Raw genomic sequence first — 22,895 nt, 5'->3', positions numbered from 1 at the left:
GAGTCCTCGCCACGGTAGAACCAGTTGGTTGCCGCGATATTGCGCATGGATGCCTCAGATTGCGTGACTGTTACCCGGTCGTGAGACAACCACCCGTGGCATACCCGGCCGAGTGCTCACCCCGCCTTCGCGCGCAACGCCACCTGCGCTTGGGCTACCTCGGTAGCGACGGTATCCATGGCGACAGTGCGCACCTCACCTTCCCGCACCACCTCGCGCCCGTTCACCAGCAGCGCGGCCAGTGGTGGCGGCGAACCGAGGAGCAGCGCGACCACCGGATCCTCGATCCCGGCATGCGCGGCCGTATCCAGGCGCCACAGTGCCAGATCCGCCAGCTTGCCCACCTCGATCGAGCCGATCTCGGCAGCACGGCCGAGCACTCGCGCACCGCCCATGGTGGCCAGCTCCAGCGCGGTACGCACCGTCATCGCGCGGGGCCCACCCCGGTTACGCGCCCACAGCAGCGCGTTACGCGGCTCCTCGATCATCGAACTCGCCTCATTGCTCGCCGCCCCGTCGACACCGAGCCCTACCGGAACACCTGCCCGCACCAGGTCGGCGATCCGCGCGACACCTGCCCCGAGCCGCGCATTCGAGGTAGGGCAATGCGCCACACCGGTGCCGGTGCCTGCCATGGTCTCGATCGCGGCATCGTCGAGGTGGACGGCATGTGCGTACCAGACATCAGGACCGAGCCAGCCGAGCTGCTCCATATACTGCGCGGGCGTACAGCCGAAGGTCTGCGCACAATAATCTTGCTCATCGATGGTCTCGGCCAGATGAGTGTGCAGCCGGACCCCGACTTCGCGGGCCAGCGCCGCCGATTCCCGCAATAGTTCCGGCGTCACCGAGAACGGCGAACACGGCGCCAGAGCGATCCGCACCATCGCATCGAACGACGGATCATGCCAGCGCGCCACAGCCTCCGCGCTCGCGGCGAGGATGGCATCGAGACTCTCGACCACATGATCGGGCGGCAACCCACCCGCGCTCGCCCCCAAGTCCATCGAGCCACGGCAGGGATGGAATCGCAGGCCCACCTCGGCCGCCGCGGTGATCTCGGCGCCGAGCAGATCACCACCCTCGCGTGGGAACACATAGTGATGATCGGTGGTGGTGGTGCACCCGGTACGCGCGAGCGCGGCGAGCGCGCCGGTAGCCGCGACCCGCACCGCGTCCTCGTCGATACCAGCCCAGATGGGATAGAGCGTGGTCAACCACTCGAACAACGTATTGTCCGCGGCCAGACCACGGGTTATCCACTGATAGAGATGGTGGTGGGTGTTCACCAATCCTGGAGTCAGCAGGCAGCCGCTTCCATCGATACGTCTGATACCTTGCGCGCCGGCCACCGGCTCTGGCGGTTCGCCCGCGCCGACCGCATCGATCCGGTTGCCGCGGATAACGACGTAGCCTTCCCGATACTCGGTGCCACGGCTGTCGACGGTGGCGATGGCACAGCCCGTGATAACGGTTACCTGGTCCATGCCTGCCCCGCTTCCGGTGCGTCGGCACGGGCCACGGTGGCGTGGATCAAGCCGTAAGGGCGGTCATCGGCGTGATAGACCTCGCCATGGTTCTCGATGCCGAATCGGGCCAGCTCGTAATCGAAATGGTGCTTGTTCGGCGCCGTGAGCCGGATTTCGGCCAGTACCGGATATGCCTCCAGTGCTGCCTTACCCATCTCGAACAGCGTCTCCTGCAACGCCTTGGAATGCCAGGTCGCGAAGGTCTCGACCAACCGCGCTCGCACTCCCGCGTAGACCTCGTCCCAGGCGATCCCCTCGGTGGCCGCGAAGCGCCACTCGGCGACCAGCGAAGTGGCCAGCATCCGATCACGGGTCGGGGTGAGCACGGTGAAATCATCGGTCAGGAAATCGGTGAATTCGGAACCGGTGGACTTGAGAATGGTCAGGTCCTTGACTCCGCCGAGCACCCAGGCCTGCCGTTGCGCACCCGTACCGGTTACGGTGATCGCCGCGGTACGCACCTCAGGGCCCTGACGCACCCAGGTATGGTCGTGCTCCACCCCATCGACCGAGACCCGCTGCCAGGCGTACTCGTCGATCTCGACCCGCGCACTGGCCACCGGCTCGACCGTGGTGACGAAATGGTCGGCCAGCGCGAGCCCGTAATCCTCGATCGTGCGCAGCAGCGGATCTTTGGCGAATGCGTAGGCAGTCTGTTTCTGTGTATCGGTTGGCAGCACATTGGTCTGGTCGCCTGTGATGTAGGCATCGTCGAAATCACCGCGCAGCACCGTGGAGACGTTCAGATCGCGGATCTCGTGCCGCGCCGTCTCCCGATATATCCGGACGATCCGATTCTCGGCCTTGCCGTATCGGTGATCCGATAGGACGATCGGGCCGGTCAATTCCATAGTTGTGGTCAGCTCCCTCGATAGGTGGAAAAAGCGAATGGCGACAGCAGCACCGGAACGTGGTAATGCCGCTGTTCGGTGATGACAAACGTGATGGCGACCTCCGGGTAGAAGGCTTCGACCTCGAGCCGGGCGAAATAAGCGCCGGTGTCGAACACCAATCGATACGTTCCCGGTTCGAGCGCTTCACCGAGCGACCCGATCCGGCCATCGGTATCGGTCTGCCCCGAACCGAGCCGTTCGGCCTGCCGGTACAGCGTCACAGCGACGCCGACGGCAGGCATCCCGAGCACCGCGTCCAGTACATGCGTGCTCAGCGTGCTCATGCGGTAACCGCATGGCCACGCTGCGCTACCACCTCCGGGCCTGACGCGCTCATGCTCTGCCCATCTCGGCACGAGCGCAGCCCTCCGTGGCCACGCTGCGCTACCACCTCCGGGCCTGACGCGCTCATGCCGGAACCCCCAGCAGTGCGCGCAGCCGGATGCGGTTGATCTTTGCCAGTTCTGTCCGCATGACTCGCCTCTCGGTCTCGGCATCATTGCGCAGCCGGGCGGTGAGCAGCTCGAGCAACTCGTCGGCCGACTTACCGGTCGCGCAGACCAGGTAGATATGCCCGAACCGCTGTTCGTAGGCTCGATTGCCCGCGGCGAGCGCGGCGCGGACCGGCTCCGCAGCCGAGGCTACTCCGGCTTGCTCCCGCGCCGAGGCGGCGGAATCCGGCCGCTCCCCGATCCGGGGATGTCCCGCGAGAGCGAGTTCGATTTCGGACTCCGGCTGCAGTGCCAACGCCGCGTCGGCCGCATCGAGCAGCGCGGCAACGTTCCCGTAGGGACGGCCCGCGATCAGCTCGCGCGCGAAGCCCGGCGATGAGCAGCAGTCGAGCACCGCCGCATATGCCGCGGCACTCGGCAATGCGTCGAACGCCGCGAGCCCTGATAGCTGATCTGTCATCAGTCCAGCATCGAATACGACCGTGCGGTCCGCCAGCCGGAGCGGGACGGATCACCCTCCCCCGCCGCCGCGGCATGTTCACCGACTCCGATCACGCACCGTGCAGAACATACCGAGCGGTACTACCGTGACATCATGGTCGCCCCCGCCCACCTCGCGGCAACGTCCTGCGCGGGTATCGTGCTCGCCGCAGGTGCGGGCACACGGTATGGGCGCCCCAAAGCGCTCGCCGAAGGAGGCGCATGGCTACGCACAGCGGTGCGAGCGCTTGCCGACGGTGGCTGCGATCCGGTGATCGTCGTACTCGGTGCGACCGGACCTAAGCCATACCTCGTCGATCTACCACCGGGCACCGAGCACGTATGGGCAGCCGACTGGGCCACCGGGCTCAGTGCCGCCTTGCGGGCCGGACTCCGCGCAGTGGCACGCACGCCCGCGCATTACGCCGCGATCATGCCGGTGGACACCCCCGATGTCGGCGCCGACGTGGTCGCCCGCGTGCTCGCCGCCGCACGCACGGCACCACATGGCCTGGCTCGTGCTGTGTTCCACAACACACCAGGACATCCCGTCGTACTCGCATCCGCGCACTGGAACGCGGTCATCGCTTCCGCGACAGGAGATTCCGGGGCCAGAACCTATTTACGTGATAAATCGGATATGGTGTGCGTCACGTGTGACGACCTGGCGACGGGTATGGATCGCGACTTCCCTGCCACAACCGCCCGGTGATCGGAGCTGACTGATGCGGGACATCGTCGATGACCTCTTGCGGATATGGCATTCCGGGCGGACCGGCGGGCTGGCGACCGTAGTACGCACCATGGGATCCGCCTCGTTGCCGCTGGGCTCAGCCATGCTGGTCGACCCAGACGGAGGCGTCTACGGCGCGATCGCCGCGGACGGACTGGAGGAGATCGCGTACGAGGAGGTATTCCGGAGTGCGCGCACCGGCCATCGCGCCCTGTACCGCTTCGCCATACCAACCGGCCTCGAGGGCGGCGGTGAGGGGATGGTGGATGTCTTCATCGAGCCGTTCTCCCAACGCCATTTTCCGGAATTCCCCGATGTGGCCGCCGAAATCGCAGCCCACCACAGAGTCACCGTCTTCACCGTGGTGTGGCATCCCGACACCGATCTGATCGGCCAGCATCTGATCACCGAGAAAAAGCACGCCACCGAACTGGTCGAGCTACCGGATTCGGACGTGTTCGTGGCCTCGTTCGCGCCGCCACCACGGCTGATCATCTTCGGCGCCAACTCTTTCGCCGCCGCCCTCACGGTCCAAGCAGGCCTGCTCGGCTACCGGGTCACAGTCTGTGACGCACACCCGCATTTCGCCAGACCGGAATTGTTTCCCGGCGCCGAGGTCGTGGTCGACTGGCCACACCGCTATCTCAACGCCCTCGCCGCGGCCGGTGAGATCGACAGCCGCACAGCCATCGTCGTTGTCGCGCACGACCCCGCCTTCGAGATTCCGCTACTCACCGTGGCACTGCGGCTACCGGAAATCGGATATCTCGGTGCCACCGGGTCACGGCAGGTGCACATCCGGCGGATAGCCGATCTGCGCGCGGGCGGTTTCGACGACGAGACGCTCGCCCGGCTGCATTCGCCTGCGGGGATCGATATCGGTGCGCGCACCGCGCCTGAAGTAGCGGTCGCGATCGCAGCCGAACTTCTGATCGAAGATGCCGCCCGTCCGGCCCACCCCCACAGCGGTACCGCCTCGATAGCAGCGAAACCCGCTGTGGAGTCGTGGATCTGATTACTTCAGATCAAGGCTCTCGGCATACACTTCGCGCAGTACGGACAGATCGGACAACTGCTCGGCCTTGATATCGATGCCCACGGTGCGCAACGCGGCGATATTCTGCTCGATCAAGAGCTCAAGAAATAGCTGCTGCGTCACCCCCCGATTCCACCTGCATTTCACCCCGACATCGGCATCCTGGACGAACCTCGTCGAACGCTGGTTCACCGAGCCGACCAGCCGCAAACTCCGCCGATCAACCCACCACAGCGTCACCGAACTCAAAGCCGACATCCAAGCCTGGGACACCACCCCGAAACCATTTGTGTGGACCAAGACCGCCGACGACGACGCTCGTACGCGGGCGAAATCCGATCATGCCAGCTCGAGGCGAGAATTCATGAAATACGCGACTTCCTGACAGATGTCCTCGAGACTGTCCTCCAAACCCAGCACCGAATCCGATGGATTGTTCAGCACCAATTCCTGGGCGAGGGAATTGACCACCCCGATCACGGCCAAGGCGAACAGATCCAACCGCTGCGGCACTGCCGCACCACGGCTCACCAGCCGTCCGACCATACTGATCAATAGAGCCGAGAGCAGATGACGCTGCTGCCTGCGCCACTGCTCCACTACAGCACTCACACCGACCACTTCGACGTAACAGACCCGCGCGTAGCGTGAATCAGCGCAGCTGACCGCGAGATAGGCACGAAAGCTCGCCGTTATGCGGACGGATACCGGCTCGTTCGCGGTTTCCGCGAGTGCGGCGAGAGCGCATTCCAACGCGGAGGAGGTAATGCGATTCGCCAACGCGATGAGCAATGCCTCACGGCTGCCCATATCCTCGTAGAAGCTGCGTGTGGAAACATTCGCCACAGTGCAGAGACGTTCGATGGATGTGGCCGCGTAGCCCTGGGTGCCGAATAGGTCGAGCGCGGCATCGATCAGCCGGGTCTGCCGCTGGGTCACCCGTTGTTCCTTGGACAGCCCACGATAACTGCGGCTGTCTTTTGATTCGCGCCCCCGCCGTGTCACCACTCGATGCTACCGCGCGGCCAGTGCGCAGCCACTGCTCTTGTACAGCGGATCCATCCTGCGCTGTTCCTCGCCGAGCTGCACGGTGCGCTGTGCACCAGGCGCATCCCCGGTATCCATACCATGGCAGCATCTACTGTGCGCGCTGCCACAAACTACTGTGCCAGGCATGAGCACCGAACAGCCGGGGGCGAGATGACGCGGTACCGCACGCTGATGATCCGTGGCCGGATCGTTTCGGCGAACCGCACCGTGGACGACGGGGTGGTGGTGATATCCGGGGAACGCATCGATGCGGTGTACTCGATCGCGCAGTGGCGGGCCGCATATCCGGACCTGTCCGACCCACCTCACGCTGGAACCGTGCTCCCCGGGCTGGTCGATATACACAATCACGGTGGGTTCGGCTACCGGTTCGATACCGTCACCGGTGCGCATGCGCGAGCAGCGGCACGCGCGCACCACGCGGGCGGCTCGACCACGGTGGTGGCGAGTGTGGTCACCGGACCTGCCGCACAGCTGGTGGCGCAGACCGCCATGCTGCGCGAGCTGGTCGAAGAGGGCACGCTCGGCGGCATCCATCTCGAAGGCCCTTTTCTGGCCGAGGCCCGTTGTGGCGCACAGGATCCGCGGTTCATCCGCGATCCTGATCCCGAACTGACCGAGCGATTGCTTTGCGCGGGCGGCGGGCAGATACGCATGATGACCCTGGCTCCGGAACGACCCGGCTACCCGGCCGTCGTACAGCGACTGACCGAAAGCGGTGTCCGGATCGCCCTCGGCCACACCGACGCCGATTACCCGACATTCCACAACGCTCTGCGCCCCAGCGGTTCCGGCAGTATGGTCACCCATCTGGCGAACGCGATGCCGCCACTACACCACCGCAACGCGGGCCCGGTCGCGGCGGCCCTGGTCGCGACCGCGGCAGGCGCCGTGACCGTGGAACTGATCAGCGACGGCGTACACCTCGACCCCGGCTTCGTCGCACTGGTATTTGCGGCAGCACCCGGCCGGGTCGCACTGGTCAGTGATGCCATGGCGGCAGCAGGATGCGCGGACGGTGATTATCGGCTCGGCGCGCAGCCGGTCACAGTGCGCGATGGAGTGGCTCGGACTGCCGACGGCTCGATCGCGGGCGGGACGAGCACGCTATGGCAATGCGTAGTCCGCGCGGTCCGTGAATCCGGTATCCCGCTACGGGAGGCGGTACTGGCGGCCACCGCGACCCCGGCAGGCGCACTAGGGCTCTCCGAGGTCGGTGACCTGCGGCAGGGACAGCTCGCCGATCTACTGACAGTCGATGCCGATCTCCAGTTGCGCCGGGTACTCAGACGTGGACAGTGGTTGTCGTGATCCTCACCGTGACAATGAATCCCGCGTACGACATGACCTATCGGGTCGAACGCTTCGAACGCGGACAAGCCCATCGGGTGCGCTCAGTGGAACAACGCATCGGCGGCAAGGGCATCAACGTGACCCGGGTGCTGAATCAGCTGGGCAAGTACGCCAGAGCTACCGGTTTCTCCGACCACGCATTCGCCGCCGCCGCCGAATTGGAGATGCCGGTCGACTTCGTCCACGCCCTGCCATGGGTGCGGCGCACCGTGGTGATCAGCGAATCCGAGGACGGTACCGCCACCGCGCTGTGGGAGCCAGGCGCCCGCGTCTCCAATCCGCATGCCGCCGAGCAGCTGGCCGTCCGGGTGGCAGGCCTACTACCCGATATGGACGGGCTGATCATCTCCGGCTCGCTGCCGAGCGGTATCGAACCCTCGCTTCCCGCCGAGATCGCGCGTACCGCCCTCGCCGCAGGGGTACCGACCATCTGCGATATCGACGGTGCGGCGCTGCGACTGGCCGCTCGGGTACCCGGAGTCGTACTCATGCCGAACCGCGCCGAGCTACGCCGCCTCACCGGCGCCGCGGTGGATACGGCCGAGGCGATCGTGACCGTCACCCGCCCGCTTGTCGAACGCGGCGTACGCGCCGTGCTCACCACATGCGGACCCGAGGGGATAATCGCGGTGACCACCGAAGGAACCTGGTCGGCCGCGCTCCCCGAACCACTCGCCGGGAATCCCACCGGCGCGGGCGATTCCGCGGTGGCCGCGACGATCGCCGCCCTCGCGACCGCCTCGGATCCGGACTGGCCCGCCGTGCTCACCGATGTGGTGGCGACCTCAGCGGCCGCTGTGGTCATTCCGGTGGCGGGTGAGATCGACCGCGGGCTGCGGACCCGTCTCGCCCCGGCAGTTCTCGTCGAAGAACTGGATCCATCGTTTTCCCGGAAGAGTCCGCCCGGGCAGATCTCCTCCTGATCCAACACCGGTTACGGTTCCAGCGCATCGAGCGCGCGTTCCAGCAGCGATATCGAATCCTCCCGCGAGAGCGCGTGCTCGGCGAGAGTGGTATCGAACATCATCGCGAGATGCCGGACCGGCTCGGCCTCCTCGACCACATCACCGTGCAACAGTGTCTCGGTCCACGCCACATCAGGTAGCAGCGCGCTATCGAATCCGATCAGCTGGAATGACCCGCCTGCCAGCAACACACCACCAGGCGCGTCGAACGGTATGACGCGGATATCGACCACATCGGCATAGTGCTCGGCAACCGCGAGCATATGCCGCAGCTGCCCTTTCACCACATCGGCGCCGCCGGTTCGCTGGGTCAGCGCGGCCTGGTGGACGATCGCGGTGAGCCGGAGCGGCTCCGCTCCGGTCAGCCGCTCCTGGCGGCGCATCCGCACCTGGACCCACCGGTCGATATCGACTTGTCTGACCCTGGCTCGATCATTGGCGAGCACCGCCCGCGCGTAGTCCTCGGTCTGCAACAGCTCGGGAAGCACAATGCTCGTATAGCTGCGCACATCGCGTGCTCCGTACTCCAACCCGTAGAGCCGGGCCGCCTCATCCGGCACCAGCCCCGCGTACTCCGACCACCACCCGCGCCGCTTCGCGATATCGCGCAGCCGCAGCATCTCCTCACGTTCTTCCGGAACGAATTCGAGCAGGCGTAACAACGCGCGCAGTTTGTCCTCGGCAAGCACCCGTTCCTTCTCCACCTTCGACCAATACGACAGCGTGAAGCCGAGCTCTTTGGCGATAACAGACCCGGTGACGTGGAACTCGGTGCGGCGCCGCTTGATTCGGAGCATCAGCTCCCAGCGCGCGACCGTTGGCGAGAGTGGTGCCATCGTCCGATACGTCCTTCCGGCTCCAGCTGTTCGTGCAAAAACCGTACCCACCCCCACAGCGCGGTCCGCACCCACGGTGCACTCCGCCGATGCGACTGCCACACCACAAGCAATGGTCAACTTGACGTATCGATTGACCATTACTTACGCTCGTACCGTCACGCAGCGTAAGCGGGAAGCTTCCCGCCGAACCCGCACAACGGGGCTAGAGGGGGTTCCGATGTCCGTACACGTCATCGACCAAGGCTGGATCGTGAGTGATCAGACGCCACACCAGGCACGTCGGGTAAACGACGACGCGTGGGTGGTGTCCTACCTACGTGGCCGGACGGTGACCACCGAGCAGGCGACGGCGGCCATCCAAGCAGCGGAGCTGATTTCGCTGCTACAGCACTTGGCCGGCCGGATCGGACTCACCGGATTGGAACTGTTCGGCTTGGTCCTCATCGAAGCGCCGTGGGATATCACACCGACCCGATATCGGTCCCTGCTCCCCCGCCCGGGCAGGTGGCCGCGCCGCTGATCCGCGCGTTCGACCTATCGCCAGCAAACACCATTCGACCCAAGGGGGTCAGCACGATGGAACCACTGCCGAGCAAAGAACTCCTCCTGCGCGCATGCCGCAGTACGCCACGCCGGGACCACCCGATTCTGGCGTCCGCCCACCGGCTCGCCGAATTACACGAGCGCCGCTTACACGCGCAGTCACCCGAGCACGGCCCGCGCGCGGAGCCTGCCAACACACACGATATCGACCGGCACCGCGCCCAACTGGTCCTCGCCATCGACCGCTGGGTCGCCACCGAGACACCGCTACCGCACGGCGGCGCCCATATGCACACCGAAACCATGGGCATGGTGATCGATCGACTCGCACAGTTCTCGGTATCCGCCTACGGAACCCCTCCCGGTATACCGGCATGGGCCACCCACGACGCATGGGAGCGGCTCGCCGAACTCGCGCTCGGCTACCAGGACCTCGCCTGCGAAATCGCGACAGGCCAACGGCGCCTCCCCTATCTCAGCGGCCCACGCGACCAGCCGTGAACACGAAGACTCCGCGATTCGAGTGAGTAGCGTCGCGTCAACACCACACCAAGCCGTTCACACCGGCAGATGGAGAGTTGGTGCGCGCGAAAGCGTTGGTTCCGCCCAACCAGGAGCCGACGCTACACTCACGAAACGAGAACCACCAGTTTCCGAGGGGGCGAGGGGTTGCGTAACGCGACCAAGTTTGCGGCAGCCGATATTGCGTTCGGTAGCGGGTTCGGGCTGGTCTCCGGTGGACTGATACTCGGTCTCTTCAGCCGATTCTTTGCCGACACAAGGGATCTGAGCTATAGATATGGAGAAACCGGGATCGAGGGGATTCCCGAACTCGTCGCGACGACAGCGATAGTCCTTGGAGCCGTGATTCTGACGGCTCTGGTGGCGATCCCCGGAACTGACCGTTTCCGACCGGACCCTCCGCCGTTGCGCAAGGACCCTTTCCTGGGCTGGGTGTTGCGCAAGGACCCTTTCCTGGGCTGGGTGGTGTCACTGGCCTTCCTCGCGGGCATCGGAATAGCCGTCGGCGACAGCTGGTGGTCGAAGTACTTCGAGATCCGCGCCGAATACCCCTACTTCACCCGGATGCCCACGGCCGCAGCGGCCTTCGTCCTGATCATGACCGGCGCTGTACTCATCCTCGCAGCAATGATCATGACCGAATCCCCGGCCTCACCGAGCATTCGGAGTTGGGGCCGGATAGTCACCCTAACCGGCCTCATCCCAGCGATCGTGGTGTCCGCGGTGGCAATCCGGGCGGGCGATGACACCTGGAACATCGACCACACCACCGCAGGCGAAGACCCGGTGGCGGCCGTTCCGGATCGACTCGGCACAGAACGCTACCGAATCCCCATTATGCCCGGCGGGATATATGACAGCTCATCGTTCGAGATAGCGGCAGCTGGAACTGGATTCGTGGTCGGCGACCGTCGCGGTCTGACAGCCTATGACGGGCGCACGGGTGCAGAGCGTTGGCATTACCGGCGTACGACACAGTCGGGAGAACTGCTCCCCTTGGCACCCGACTCACTGCGATATATCGGCGACAATGTGGTCAGCGCATACTGGTATCACGTCGGCTATCGCGGGTTCAACGCCACGACCGGTGAGCTGCTGTGGACCGAGTCCGACTACGAGCGCGATGGTGATGCTGCCGATTGGTCCTGGTCTCCCCAGGGAGACGGCGCTGTCCTGGTCCGGGCCAACCCGACGCAGGTCGCAGGTTACGAACCCCGCACCGGAGACCGCCGATGGATCACCGACACCGATCATGCCTCCTGCCGAGTCGCCAAACGAAATTCATGGTCGCACCCGCTCAAAGACGCTGTGGTCGGCACGACGATCTACCGAGCGATGCAATGCGGCCGAGCAGACCTCACCTGGTGGCACGTCCTCGCCATCGATGCCGAGACCGGCGAAATCGTCACATCCAACGAGATCGCCCACAGGCCGACCGGTGAAGACACCGACCAAGAGCTAGACATGAGACTATGGGGTAATACTCTCCAGTTATTTTGGCGGACAACAGAGAATCCCAGATACAGATACATCTTGATCACCGAGCCATCCGACCTCGATTCCGCGGTCACCTACACTGAATACCCGTATCCCGAGGACATCAGCCCAGACGGCAGCGATCTACTGGTCGCCGAGAACGTTGACCGAACAATCATCAGCCAGATCCTCGACGCCGACACACAGTCACCGCGCTATCAAATGCCCGAGCGGTACCGCCCTGCAGCTCGGGCAAATCGCGCCTTCCTCAACGACCAGCTGATCGAACTCGACGATTGGCCCCATCCAGACTCACATACGCGCCCGATCCGCGCGTGGAGCCGGGTCGACGGTTCATTTGTCCGCGAAGACATACTGTCAGACTGCGGCAGAACCCGGGATACGGTTGGGGTACAACCAGTCAATGGCGCGCTCCTCGTACTGTGCCGGACCGGCGACGAGCCGGACCGCGACTATCGCAAGAAACCGATCGTCATCGTCGGCCTGGTACTCGAACACTGACGATATCGGACCGCGCACTCACGCAGATCCCGGATTGACGTCCACATCATGTTCACGACCGTCACATCGCCCGCAGATCCATGCGCACCTGCGGATCGTCCGGATCGAGAAGACCTCCCGATTCGATGCGGTCGATGACACGATGATCCGCAAGTTCCTCACGCAGCTCGGGGTGCCGACGATAGAAACGAACAAACCAGAAGGTGGCAGCGACCCCTATCGACGACCACCTGGCATCGAGTCCGGTAGATGATCGCACACGACCCCGTTACCGGACACCGAGCGGCATCCCGATCCGAAAACGCCCATAAGCTGGACGCATGGCCAAGACTTACGGCGGCGCCCGGCTACGACAGCTGCGGACCGAACGCGGGCTGAGCCAGGTCTCGCTCGCACAGAAGCTGGAGATCTCGGCGAGCTACCTCAATCAGCTCGAACACGATGTGCGGCCGCTCACGGTCCCGGTGCTGCTGAAGATCAACGATGTGTTCGGCGTCGACGCGACCTTCTTCTCCGCCCAGGACGACACCCGGCTCGTCGCCGAACTCCATGAGGTGGTGATGGACCAGGAACTGGGTATCGAGGCCGATGCCCAGGAGATCGCGGATATGGTCTCCGCGCATCCGAGCATGGCCCGCGCGCTGGTCAATATGCACAACCGGTATCGCAATACCTCCGCACAGCTGGCCGCCGCGACCGAGGACCGGTTCGCCGATGGCGCGGGCAGCGGAGCGATCAGTAAGCCGCACGAGGAGGTGCGCGACTACTTCTATCAGCGCCAGAACTATATCCACGAGTTGGATACGGCCGCAGAAGATCTCACCGCGCGGATCCGTTTCCACGGCGGTGATGTGAGCACCGAGGTCGCCAGGATGCTGCGCGCGCACGATGTGCGGATCACCGATCGTATCGATCTCGGGGAAGGGGTGCTGCACCGCTACGACCCGCAGACCAGGAACCTGGAGATCGCTCCGCATATCTCCGGTGGACAGCGCACCTTCAAACTCGCTGCCGAACTTGCCTACTTCGAATGCGGACAGCTATTGGAAAAGCTGGTTGACGAAGGGAATTTCGCCTCCGAAGATGCCAGGAAACTGGCCATGCTCGGTCTCGCCAACTACTTCGCCGCGGCAACCGTCCTGCCGTACACGCACTTTCACGAGGTCGCCGAGGATTTTCGCTACGATATCGAGCGACTCTCCGCATTGTTCGGCCAAAGCTACGAGACCATTTGCCATCGGCTTTCCACCCTGCAACGGCCATCGCTGCGTGGCGTCCCGTTCTCGTTCGTACGGGTCGACCGGGCGGGCAATATGTCCAAACGTCAATCCGCCACCGGTTTCCATTTCTCCGCCAGCGGTGGCACCTGCCCGCTGTGGAACGTCTACGAGACCTTCGCCTATCCCGGCAAGATCATGACGCAGATCGCCCAGATGCCCGATGGCCGTAAATACCTGTGGGTGGCCCGCACCGTGGAACGTCGCGCCACACGCTACGGCCAACCGAGTAAAACCTTCGCCATCGGCCTCGGCTGTGAACTGCGGCATGCGGGCCGGGTGATCTACGCCGATGGCATCGATCTCGACGAAGTGCAGGCGACACCGATCGGCGCGGGCTGCCGGGTCTGCGAGCGGGCCAACTGCCCGCAGCGCGCGTTCCCGCCGCTCGGCAGAGTGCTCGACATCAGCGAACACCGCAGTTCGGTATCGCCGTATGTCCTGAAATAGTCCGGGATCACGCTGCCTCACCGCTCCGATGCCGAGTCGGGTTCTGGTCCTCGGCGGAGGCGCTGCCGTAACCGATGAGCACACAACTCCGCCGATCGAGTCGACCTGGGCCGCTGCAATGACTCGCAGCGATAGATGACGGTGATTTCGCGTTTCCCGGACCGCCTTACATCGCCCGTGCCACACAGTGCAGCAGTCTGGGCCACAGGTTTCGATGGTCGGGTCGCCGCTCACGTCGTGATACTGGACACAATGGTAGGGCTGGTAGCGATCACTGTGGGGGTTGCGGTGCCGGTGATCGGCGCCGATACCACCTGACTGGTGCCCCGGGCAGCGATGAACAGAGTGCTGCCGGAGACTGTGATGCCCCTGGGGTCTGCCACACCGGTCACCAGCGGGGTCGGCGCACCTCCGGTGACCGGTACTGTTGACACCAGACCGAGCCCGGCCTCACAGATGTAGAGGAGGTCACCGACCCGTACGAGACCCTCGGGGATAACCAGGCCGTTCGTCAGCGGTATCGGCGTCCCCCCGGTCCGCGGCACCGAATACACAGTGTTGCCGGTATCGGTGAAGAACAGCAGGCCGCCGTAGGTATAAGGCAGTGGATTGCTCGTACCGTGTAGCAGGGCGGTGACGGTGACATCGACGGTGCCGGCGCCGGGCGGGGCGATGGCGTTGATCTGGGTGTCGGAGACGATGGTGAACGTGGTTGCCGTCGTACCGAACATCACGGACAGCGGACCGGCGCCGGAGAATCCGCTCCCGACGATCTGCACCGTGTTTCCACCGTCCGGAGGACCGAAAATCGGGTTGAGCGACGTGAGCACTGGCGCAGCCAGGAGGGCAGCCGCGAACGGCACGACCCCCGGTTGGGCCGGCGAACCATTGGTGATACCGGATACGGAGGTAGGGCTGGTGGCGATCACCGTGGGGGTCGCGGTGCCGGTGATCGGCGCCGACACCACCTGACTGGTGCTCACGTTGGTAATGAACAGGGTGCTGCCGGAGACGGTGATACCCGCAGGGGATAGCAGACCGGTCACCAGCGGGGTCGGCGTGCCACCGGTTGTCGGCACCGTCGACACCAGATCAGCCCCGGTCTCACAGATGTAGAGGAGGTCACCGACCCGGATGAGACCTCGGGGAGAGCTCAGGCCGGTCACCAACACAGTGGGTATGCCACCGGTCTGCGGCACCGAATACACGGTGCTGATGGCATCGGTGAAGAACAACAGGCCGGAACCACCGTAGGTGTAGGGCAGTGCATTACTCGTACCGTCCAGTAGGGCGGCGACAGTGACTTCGACCGTACCGGCGCCGGGTGGGGCGATGGCATCGATCCGGGTATCGGAAACAATGGTGAACGTAGTCGCCGTCGCTCCGAACCGCACGGACAACGGACCGACACCGGCGAACCCGCTACCGACGATCTCCACCGTATTGCCGCCGGCCGGAGGACCGGAACTGGGATTCAGCGAAGTCAGCACCGGCGCCATCAGAAAGCCTCCCAACTGGGAAGAGATTGTTCCGCAACGGATATCAGCGTGATCGCGATACCGCTGTATCCAGTAAGCCTTCGGCGTTAGCAGTTCCGCAACGCCTCCCCGATCGCAGTTACACAACGAATCCCCACGACAGGACTCTCATCCCAACCCCACATCCCCGAGGCCAAGCCTCGCGGAAATGACAATGATTGCCCGGCAGCGGGTATCGCAGCCCAGATGTGGCAACCAGACACCCGACACCATGCAAGAGCATCGGCGCAACGCCCCGACCGGGAAGTTCGACTGAATCTCACATTCATTCGCCAGCCAGTAGCTGCAAAGCTTCACACGGACGAAACAGTCGAAACGGACTCGTCATTGAGAGATATACCGGCGCAACAACTCCTGGCTACCGTTCGCATCACGGATACAGACGTTGTATACATCTCGGTCTACAGCCGTGACCGGGATCGCGACGGAGGTATCCGCCGCGGCGCAAACCAGCGTCGCCGCACCACCTGATGAGGAGAAGGGTCCACCCATGTCAGATTCCCGTACCATTCCTCGCTCTCGGCGCATAGCCAAGGCGATGGCGGTACCGACCGCAGTCGCGCTCGCCGGGCTGTTGCTGACCGCCTGCGGCGCCAAGGATGATGCTTCGGCTACCGGATCGAACGCCGAATCCTGTGTCGACACGTCGCAGGACACGATCAAGGTCGGTTCACTGCACTCCCTGTCCGGCACGATGGCTATCTCCGAGGTCACTGTCGCCAACTCGACCAAATTGGCTGTCGACCAGATCAATGCCGCTGGAGGTGTCCTCGGCAAGCAGATCGAACTGGTGCTGGAGGACGGCGCCTCGGACCCGAAGACCTTCGCGGAGAAGGCGGAGAAGCTGATCAGCTCCGACTGCGTCGCCGCGGTGTTCGGTGGCTGGACTTCCTCCAGCCGCAAGGCCATGCTGCCGAAGTTCGAGAGCCTGAACTCGCTGCTCTACTACCCTGTGCAGTACGAGGGCCTAGAGGCCAGCAAGAACATCTTCTACACCGGTGCGACCACCAACCAACAGATCGTCCCGGCGCTGGACTATCTGAAGGAAAAGGGCATCACCTCGCTCTACCTGGTCGGTAGCGACTATGTCTTCCCGCAGACCGCCAACCGCGAGATCAAGGCCTATGCCGAGGCCAACGGTATCGAGATCAAGGGCGAGGACTACACACCGCTCGGTTCCACCGACTTCTCCACCATCGTGAACAAGGTCCGTGCCGCCGGAGCAGGCGCGGTGTTCAACACCCTCAACGGCGATTCCAATGTCGCGTTCTTCCGTGAGTACACCAATGCTGGCCTCACGGCCGCGGAGATGCCGGTGGTCTCGGTGTCCATCGCCGAAGAAGAGGTCGCCGGTATCGGTGTGCAGAACATCGCCGGACAGCTCACCTCGTGGAATTACTACCAGACCATCGACAACCCGGTGAACAAGAAGTTCGTCGCCGACTACAAGGCCGCGTTCGGCGCTGATAAGCCGACCTCGGACCCGATGGAAGCCGCCTACACGTCGGTCTACCTGTGGAAGAACACCGTCGAGAAGGCGAAGTCGTTCGCAGTGCAAGATGTCCAGGCCGCCGCCGACGGCGTCAGCTTCGAAGCGCCGGAGGGCCTGGTCACCATCGATGGCTCCAACCACCACATCACCAAAACCGCCCGTATCGGGGAAATCCGCCCCGACGGACTGATCTACACCGTGTGGGAGTCGAACGGGCCGATCACTCCGGACCCGTACCTGAAGTCCTACGACTGGGCCGAGGGCCTGTAATAATCCGCTGCCTCCGTGGCCCGAATCGCGTTCGAGTGACCGCCGCATCCGCGCAACCGCTTTCGGCGGTCACTCGAACGTGACAGACAACAGGAGTCTCCTCCCATGGACGTTCTTATCGGCCAGCTCTTCACCGGGCTGAGCCTGGGATCGATTCTCTTGCTCGCCGCGCTCGGACTCTCCCTGACCTTCGGTCAGATGGGAGTGATCAATATGGCGCACGGTGAGTTCATCATGGCCGGTTGCTACACCACCTACGTTGTGCAGAAGGTGGTTTCCTCGGCAGGAGTATCGCTCATCATCTCGCTGCTGGCCGGTTTCCTGGTCGGTGGCCTGCTCGGCGCCGCATTGGAGATGGGCCTGATCCGCTGGATGTACGACCGGCCGCTGGACACCCTGCTGGTCACCTTCGGTGTCGGGCTGGTGTTACAGCAGCTGGCCCGCGATATCTTCGGCGCGCCCGCCAAGAATGTCGTCGCGCCGGAATGGCTCAGTGGCGGCGTCACGATCCTTGGTGCGGTAGTACCGAAATCGCGTATCTTCATCCTCGCTCTCGCGATCATCGCGGTGATCGCACTGGCGACAGCACTCAAGACCACACCGCTGGGGCGGCGGATTCGCGCCGTGGTGCAAAACCGTGGCTTGGCCGAAACATCCGGTGTATCCAGCCGTTTCACCGATATCAGCACTTTCTTCATCGGCTCGGGGCTGGCCGGGGTCGCCGGTGTCGCGCTCACGCTGATCGGTTCAACCAGTCCGACCATCGGCCAGAGCTATTTGATCGACGCGTTCCTCGTTGTGGTCATCGGCGGGCTCGGTCAGATCAAGGGCACGGTGATCGCGGCGTTCGCGCTCGGGCTGCTCAATTCCTATATCGAATACTCGACCACCGCGTCCATCGCGAAGGTCATCGTCTTCGTCATCATCGTGATCTTCCTGCAGGTTCGCCCGCAGGGTCTGTTCACCGTCCGGACAAGGAGTTTGGCCTGATGACCACACTCGTACAACGGTGGCGCACGCACTCCTGGCTCACCACGTCGACCGGATTCGCGATCGCCGCGATCCTGCTGTTCGCGGTCGCCCCTGCTGTGCTCAGCGATTTCCGGCTCAACCTGCTCGCGAAATTCCTGTGCTTCGCGATCGTCGCGGCAGGCATCGGATTGGCCTGGGGCCGTGGCGGCATGCTCACGCTCGGGCAAGGCGTGTTCTTCGGTATCGGCGCCTACATCATGGCCATGCATCTGCAAATGGCCGATGCCGCCCGGCTCGGCAATGACGTGCCTGGATTCATGGATATCGCGGGTATTCGCGAATTGCCTTCGTTCTGGCGGCCATTCGCCTCGGCACCGGTGGCGCTGCTCGGCATTCTGCTGCTGCCTGGGCTGGTCGCCGCGGTACTCGGCTACGGTGTGTTCAAGCGCCGGGTGAAAGGCGCCTACTTCGCCATTCTCAGCCAGGCGCTGGCCGCCGCGATGGCCATCTTCCTGACCGGCCAGCAGGCCATCGGCGGGTTCACCGGTCTATCGGATTTCCGTGCCTTCTTCGGCTTCCGGCTGACCGATCCGGTCAACCGCCGCATGCTGTTCTTCATCGCCGCAGGCACGCTGCTTGTGGTGGTGGCACTGGTCCGGCAGTTGATGCACAGCAGGTACGGCGAACTGCTCGTCGCGGTGCGCGACCAAGAGGAACGCGTGCGTTTCCTCGGCTACGACCCGGCGAATGTGAAGATCGTCGCCTACGTGGTCGCCGCGTTCTTCGCGGGTATCGCCGGCGCGCTGTTCACTCCGATCGTCGGCATCATCTCCCCCGCCGATATCGGCGTCGTACCGTCCATCGCTTTCCTCATCGGCGTGGCGATCGGCGGCCGGACCACATTGCTCGGGCCGGTGCTCGGCGCGATCGGGGTGGCATGGGCACAGACCTCCTTCTCGGAGCAGTTCCCGTCCGGGTGGACCTATCTGCAAGGTGTGCTGTTCATCGTGGTGGTCGGTTTCATACCGGCCGGACTCGCCGGACTATGGCCGATGGTCAAGGGCGTATGGAACGACCGGTTCCGGCGTTCACCCGCCCCAGCCACGGCGGCCGGGACACCGGAGGAACCAGCGACGCAGACCCCTGCCACGCAGAACTCAGCCTCGCAGAAAGCAGACTCCCGATGACCGAGACCACACCCCAACCCAAGCTCGGCGGCAATGCCGGGATGTCCAGTGAGTACCTCGAAGTTCGGGGTCTGTCCGTAAGTTTCGACGGCTTCAAGGCCGTCACCGAGGTCGACCTGACGGTATTACAAGGCGATGTCCGCTTCCTCATCGGCCCCAACGGCGCGGGCAAGACCACGCTCATCGACGCGATCACCGGATTGGTTCCCGCCACCGGATCGGCGCAGAAAACCGGCGTCGAACTGCTCGGCAAAAAGGTGCACCAGATCGCCAGGCTCGGGGTGGGGCGAACATTCCAGACCGCGAGCGTATTCGAAGAACTCAGCGTGCTGCAGAACCTCGATATCGCGGCGGGCGCGGGCCGCTCGGCACTGACCATGTTGCGCCGCCGCACCTCGGTGCTGCCGAGCATCGAGGAGGCACTGGAGACCACCGGTCTGGCGGATCTGCGCGATAAACCAGCGGGTGTGCTGGCACACGGGCAGAAGCAATGGCTGGAGATCGGCATGCTGCTGGTGCAGAACGCCTCCGTGCTGCTGCTCGATGAGCCGGTCGCCGGGATGAGCGCGGAAGAACGCGACCAGACCGGCGAGCTACTGCATCGTATCGGCGCCGAACGAGTGGTGGTTGTGGTCGAGCACGATATGGACTTCATGCGCAACTTCGCCAGTTCGGTGACTGTCCTCGCGGGCGGCACGGTACTCAGCGAGGGCACCGTGGAGCAGGTGCAGGCGGACCCGAAGGTCCAAGAGGTCTACCTCGGCACCGCCGCGGTCGCGGCGTCGCAGCCGGAAGAGGAAAGGGGATAAGGATGCTCGAACTCATCGATATCCACTCCGGCTACGGCCGCACCGAGGTGATCCACGGTGTTTCGGTAACCGTCCCCGAGGACAGTGTGGTGGCCATCATGGGCCATAACGGTGCGGGGAAAACCACATTGTTGCGCACCGCCGTCGGTCTGGTCGGCACGAAATCGGGCCGGATCGAGTTCGACGGCAAGACCATCACCACCTTGTCCCCGTCACGACGAGTACGCCATGGGATCGCGTACGTGCCGCAAGGGCAGCAGAGTTTCCCGCAGCTGACCACCGCGGAGAACTTACAGGTGGTCGCGGACGGGCGTAAACGGGGCAAGGCGCTGATCGACGAATCGCTCGATCTGTTCCCCGCGCTGCGCGAGCTACTCACCAGGAAAGCGGGGCTGCTGTCCGGTGGCCAGCGTCAGCAACTGGCTATCGCCAGGGCGTTGATCACCGAACCGAAACTGCTCATTCTGGACGAGCCGACCGAAGGTATCCAGCCATCGGTGGTGGCCGAGATCGAGCGCACCATCATCGATCTCACCCAGCGCGGCGGATTGAGTGTGCTGCTGGTCGAACAGCACATCGGGTTCGCATTACAGGCGGCGCAGCGCTATTACGTGCTGGAGTCGGGGCGGGTGACCGCTACCGGCGAGGGTGGCGCCGCGGCCGAGAGCGCAGTCCGCTCGGCGATGGCGATCTGAGTTCCGCCATGACCCGCGACAGGGACCGGATCCCGTTGCGTGAGCTCGTATACGAGTCGTTGCGCCGGGATCTGGCTACCGGAGCCATCGCGCCGACCCAGCGGCTCGGTGAAGAACGCCTCGCCGAGAGCTATGGGGTCTCGCGCACCCCGGTGCGCGAGGCCTTGGCCCGGTTACAGGCCGATGGGCTGGTCGAGCGACAACCGGACGGCCTGTATCCGTACCGGCCGAGGCTCGATGAACTCGATCAACTCTACGAATTACGGATCGTGTTGGAGGCGAGGGGAATGCAGCGGCTCCAGACACACGAACCAACGCACAACCTGGATCCGGTACGGGTAGAACTCGATACCTGGCGCGCGTTACGCGATAATCCACCCGAACCAGGGCCCGCCTTGGTGGCCGCCGACGAAAAGTTCCACACCACCCTGCTGGCCGCCGCAGGCAATGCCGCGCTCGCCGACGCGCTCAGCGCGGTGTACGTCCGGGTGCGCCCGGTGCGCACCTTGGACGTGCCGACCCCGGAACGGATCGCCACCATGTCCGCCGAGCACATCGCCATCGCCGAACTCCTGCTCGCGGGCGCGGTAGGCACCGCGTCGAATACCCTCATCGCTCATATCGATACCTCCCGCACTCATGTGCGAGCCCGCGCCGAGCACGCGCTGTTGCTGACCAAACTGGCCGGAGCCGTGCGGAATTGACGATCAGCAGTCCGATTGGAACGGCCAGCATTCGCTGGGACGCTCGGGCACCGAGCTCGATGTCGGTACCTCGCTCGGCGTCGCCGCACCGGTTTCCTGGTCTTGCCGCGTCGAATCACGCACCAGTGCGGTGACGATCACAGCGAATACGAACAAGAGGCCGATCATCGCGATCGCCACGACAGACCAGCCCGCGTAGGTCTGGCCTTTGGTCGCGGTGCCTGGTGTCGGCTCATGGCGTGGTTTGGGCTTGCGCGCGATTGTTTTCGCCTGCTCCGGCGCATTCTCCGCGAATCCGGCGTCGAGCAGTTCGGTGCGGGACGGGGCGAGCTGCGCTAGACCGAGCGCATCGCACGCACTGAGCACCCGGTCCGCAGTCCAGTTAGGCGGGCCGGCGGAGAATCCTTCCAAATAGATGCGCAATTCGGTCGCATCGACCCGATTACCGACGATGACGTCCAGACCGGGACGCAGTGTGGTGCGCGCCGGACGGACCACAGCGCCGCGAAACGGGACGAGCACAACGGCGCCACTGATATGCCCCGGATCCCGCAGTGCCCGCTCCAACATGCGTTTGACGGCATAGATACCGTGCTCTACCCGATCGGCGGGATTCCCGGAATCCTGATCGTCCAGCTCCACCCGCGCATCGCTGAGCTTCCATGGTTCGCCTGCCGGTGTGCTCAAGATGCCGCTCTGCTTGCGCCGGAATCCGTGCACCTCCAGAACGGTCAGCCCGCGCGGTGTCCAGACCACCGCGTCGACTCTCCGGCTGTCCGCCTCGATCTCGATCGCGGCGAAGCCGGTTGTCGGGTACGACCGCAGGCACTCGACGAATTCTCGCTCGGCACCGGAAAGCTCTGCTCCTGGCCCGATTCTCACCAACATGTTCTCACCAGCATCCATTCCCCTGCCGACCTGTTGTCGACCCCTTTGGGTCGTGAACTCTCCGCGGCCACAGTGACCCACACCGATACTGATGATGCCGGTGCACCCCGCCGAAAACCACTGGAAAGGAAAACAACGCCGTCGCACGCCACGAAATATCGGCCGGTAGGCTCAGCACTCGGTCAGCATCGGCTCCGGCCGCACACCGCACGAAGAGGTG

The 22,895-nt window shown here is 64.2% G+C and carries 23 protein-coding genes and 1 pseudogene; 15 read left to right on the top strand and 9 right to left on the bottom strand.

Annotated features, from left to right (window positions below; all coding sequences use genetic code 11):
• Positions 1-116 precede the first annotated feature (116 nt).
• The 4 genes from ACL02S_RS18035 to uraD all read right to left on the bottom strand — a co-directional run bounded on the left by ACL02S_RS18035 (position 117) and on the right by uraD (position 3,334).
• Complete coding sequence (locus ACL02S_RS18035; RefSeq protein ID WP_412803605.1) at positions 117-1,487, bottom strand: 8-oxoguanine deaminase; 1,371 nt, start codon at positions 1,485-1,487, stop codon at positions 117-119.
• Entirely contained in the window at positions 1,475-2,380 is a 906-nt protein-coding gene (pucL, locus tag ACL02S_RS18030; RefSeq protein ID WP_412803604.1) for a factor-independent urate hydroxylase, read from the bottom strand. Before pucL ends, ACL02S_RS18035 begins: the two co-directional genes overlap by 13 nt.
• 8 nt (positions 2,381-2,388) lie before the next feature.
• Positions 2,389-2,706, bottom strand: a complete 318-nt coding sequence (uraH, locus tag ACL02S_RS18025) for a hydroxyisourate hydrolase (RefSeq protein ID WP_412803603.1) — start codon at positions 2,704-2,706, stop codon at positions 2,389-2,391.
• Positions 2,707-2,830: 124 nt separating this feature from the next.
• A complete protein-coding gene (gene uraD, locus ACL02S_RS18020; protein ID WP_412803602.1) occupies positions 2,831-3,334 on the bottom strand; it encodes a 2-oxo-4-hydroxy-4-carboxy-5-ureidoimidazoline decarboxylase in 504 nt (167 codons plus the stop codon).
• A 135-nt stretch (positions 3,335-3,469) separates the two neighbouring features.
• On the opposite strand from uraD, the gene ACL02S_RS18015 reads away from it, so the two are divergent.
• Together ACL02S_RS18015 and ACL02S_RS18010 are read left to right on the top strand one after the other, a co-directional pair.
• Complete coding sequence (locus tag ACL02S_RS18015; protein ID WP_412803601.1) at positions 3,470-4,066, top strand: nucleotidyltransferase family protein; 597 nt, start codon at positions 3,470-3,472, stop codon at positions 4,064-4,066.
• A gap of 13 nt (positions 4,067-4,079) precedes the next feature.
• The gene (locus tag ACL02S_RS18010; RefSeq protein ID WP_412803600.1) at positions 4,080-5,102 is read left to right on the top strand and encodes an XdhC family protein; all 1,023 of its coding nucleotides are present in this window, start codon (positions 4,080-4,082) and stop codon (positions 5,100-5,102) included.
• Here ACL02S_RS18010 and ACL02S_RS18005 read toward each other — a convergent pair whose 3' ends face one another.
• Positions 5,103-5,246, bottom strand: a complete 144-nt coding sequence (locus ACL02S_RS18005; RefSeq protein ID WP_412803639.1) for a hypothetical protein — start codon at positions 5,244-5,246, stop codon at positions 5,103-5,105.
• A gap of 1 nt (position 5,247) precedes the next feature.
• Between ACL02S_RS18005 and ACL02S_RS18000 the strand changes: the two are divergent.
• A pseudogene (locus ACL02S_RS18000) lies at positions 5,248-5,508 on the top strand (hypothetical protein); the annotation flags it as partial.
• Here ACL02S_RS18000 and ACL02S_RS17995 read toward each other — a convergent pair.
• On the bottom strand, positions 5,463-6,128 hold the full coding sequence (locus ACL02S_RS17995; protein ID WP_412803599.1) for a TetR/AcrR family transcriptional regulator: 666 nt from the start codon (positions 6,126-6,128) through the stop codon (positions 5,463-5,465). The pseudogene ACL02S_RS18000 and the gene ACL02S_RS17995 overlap by 46 nt on opposite strands.
• Positions 6,129-6,323: 195 nt before the next feature.
• Between ACL02S_RS17995 and nagA the strand changes: the two genes are divergently transcribed.
• Both nagA and ACL02S_RS17985 read left to right on the top strand, forming a co-directional pair.
• Positions 6,324-7,484: an N-acetylglucosamine-6-phosphate deacetylase gene (nagA, locus tag ACL02S_RS17990; protein WP_412803598.1), complete on the top strand. Its 1,161-nt coding sequence runs from the start codon at positions 6,324-6,326 to the stop codon at positions 7,482-7,484.
• Positions 7,481-8,449 (top strand): hexose kinase, encoded by a 969-nt coding sequence (locus ACL02S_RS17985; protein ID WP_412803597.1) that lies wholly within the window; start codon positions 7,481-7,483, stop codon positions 8,447-8,449. The genes nagA and ACL02S_RS17985 overlap by 4 nt, the downstream gene beginning before the upstream one ends.
• A gap of 11 nt (positions 8,450-8,460) precedes the next feature.
• Here ACL02S_RS17985 and ACL02S_RS17980 read toward each other — a convergent pair whose 3' ends face one another.
• The gene (locus tag ACL02S_RS17980; protein WP_412803596.1) at positions 8,461-9,327 is read right to left on the bottom strand and encodes a DUF5753 domain-containing protein; all 867 of its coding nucleotides are present in this window, start codon (positions 9,325-9,327) and stop codon (positions 8,461-8,463) included.
• Positions 9,328-9,547: 220 nt separating this feature from the next.
• On the opposite strand from ACL02S_RS17980, the gene ACL02S_RS17975 reads away from it, so the two are divergent.
• The 4 genes from ACL02S_RS17975 to ramB all read left to right on the top strand — a co-directional run bounded on the left by ACL02S_RS17975 (position 9,548) and on the right by ramB (position 14,120).
• Positions 9,548-9,850: a hypothetical protein gene (locus ACL02S_RS17975; protein ID WP_412803595.1), complete on the top strand. Its 303-nt coding sequence runs from the start codon at positions 9,548-9,550 to the stop codon at positions 9,848-9,850.
• A 56-nt stretch (positions 9,851-9,906) separates the two neighbouring features.
• Positions 9,907-10,374 carry a DUF4254 domain-containing protein gene (locus ACL02S_RS17970; RefSeq protein ID WP_412803594.1) on the top strand — a complete coding sequence of 156 codons (468 nt, stop codon included), beginning with the start codon at positions 9,907-9,909 and terminating at the stop codon, positions 10,372-10,374.
• A 168-nt stretch (positions 10,375-10,542) separates the two neighbouring features.
• Positions 10,543-12,393, top strand: coding sequence for an outer membrane protein assembly factor BamB family protein (locus ACL02S_RS17965; RefSeq protein ID WP_412803593.1), 1,851 nt, complete (start codon positions 10,543-10,545; stop codon positions 12,391-12,393).
• A gap of 320 nt (positions 12,394-12,713) precedes the next feature.
• Positions 12,714-14,120, top strand: a complete 1,407-nt coding sequence (ramB, locus tag ACL02S_RS17960; RefSeq protein WP_412803592.1) for an acetate metabolism transcriptional regulator RamB — start codon at positions 12,714-12,716, stop codon at positions 14,118-14,120.
• A 230-nt stretch (positions 14,121-14,350) separates the two neighbouring features.
• Here ramB and ACL02S_RS17955 read toward each other — a convergent pair whose 3' ends face one another.
• Complete coding sequence (locus tag ACL02S_RS17955) at positions 14,351-15,619, bottom strand: IPT/TIG domain-containing protein (protein ID WP_412803591.1); 1,269 nt, start codon at positions 15,617-15,619, stop codon at positions 14,351-14,353.
• Between the two features lie 529 nt (positions 15,620-16,148).
• Here ACL02S_RS17955 and urtA point away from each other — a divergent pair.
• The 6 genes from urtA to ACL02S_RS17925 all read left to right on the top strand — a co-directional run bounded on the left by urtA (position 16,149) and on the right by ACL02S_RS17925 (position 21,787).
• Positions 16,149-17,420, top strand: a complete 1,272-nt coding sequence (gene urtA / locus ACL02S_RS17950; protein ID WP_412803590.1) for an urea ABC transporter substrate-binding protein — start codon at positions 16,149-16,151, stop codon at positions 17,418-17,420.
• Between the two features lie 105 nt (positions 17,421-17,525).
• Entirely contained in the window at positions 17,526-18,410 is an 885-nt protein-coding gene (urtB, locus tag ACL02S_RS17945; protein ID WP_412803589.1) for an urea ABC transporter permease subunit UrtB, read from the top strand.
• Complete coding sequence (urtC, locus tag ACL02S_RS17940) at positions 18,410-19,579, top strand: urea ABC transporter permease subunit UrtC (RefSeq protein ID WP_412803588.1); 1,170 nt, start codon at positions 18,410-18,412, stop codon at positions 19,577-19,579. The genes urtB and urtC overlap by 1 nt, the downstream gene beginning before the upstream one ends.
• On the top strand, positions 19,576-20,388 hold the full coding sequence (gene urtD, locus ACL02S_RS17935; RefSeq protein ID WP_412803587.1) for an urea ABC transporter ATP-binding protein UrtD: 813 nt from the start codon (positions 19,576-19,578) through the stop codon (positions 20,386-20,388). The genes urtC and urtD overlap by 4 nt, the downstream gene beginning before the upstream one ends.
• 2 nt (positions 20,389-20,390) lie before the next feature.
• Entirely contained in the window at positions 20,391-21,083 is a 693-nt protein-coding gene (gene urtE / locus ACL02S_RS17930) for an urea ABC transporter ATP-binding subunit UrtE (protein ID WP_412803586.1), read from the top strand.
• Between the two features lie 8 nt (positions 21,084-21,091).
• On the top strand, positions 21,092-21,787 hold the full coding sequence (locus ACL02S_RS17925) for a GntR family transcriptional regulator (protein WP_412803585.1): 696 nt from the start codon (positions 21,092-21,094) through the stop codon (positions 21,785-21,787).
• Positions 21,788-21,790: 3 nt separating this feature from the next.
• Here ACL02S_RS17925 and ACL02S_RS17920 read toward each other — a convergent pair whose 3' ends face one another.
• A complete protein-coding gene (locus ACL02S_RS17920) occupies positions 21,791-22,675 on the bottom strand; it encodes an NERD domain-containing protein (RefSeq protein ID WP_412803584.1) in 885 nt (294 codons plus the stop codon).
• Positions 22,676-22,895 lie beyond the last annotated feature (220 nt).

It is taken from the genome of Nocardia spongicola (genome assembly GCF_047200775.1).
GTDB lineage: Bacteria > Actinomycetota > Actinomycetes > Mycobacteriales > Mycobacteriaceae > Nocardia.
The sequence above is the reverse complement of the archived record's forward strand: the minus strand, read 5'-3'. Positions and strand labels throughout refer to the sequence as shown.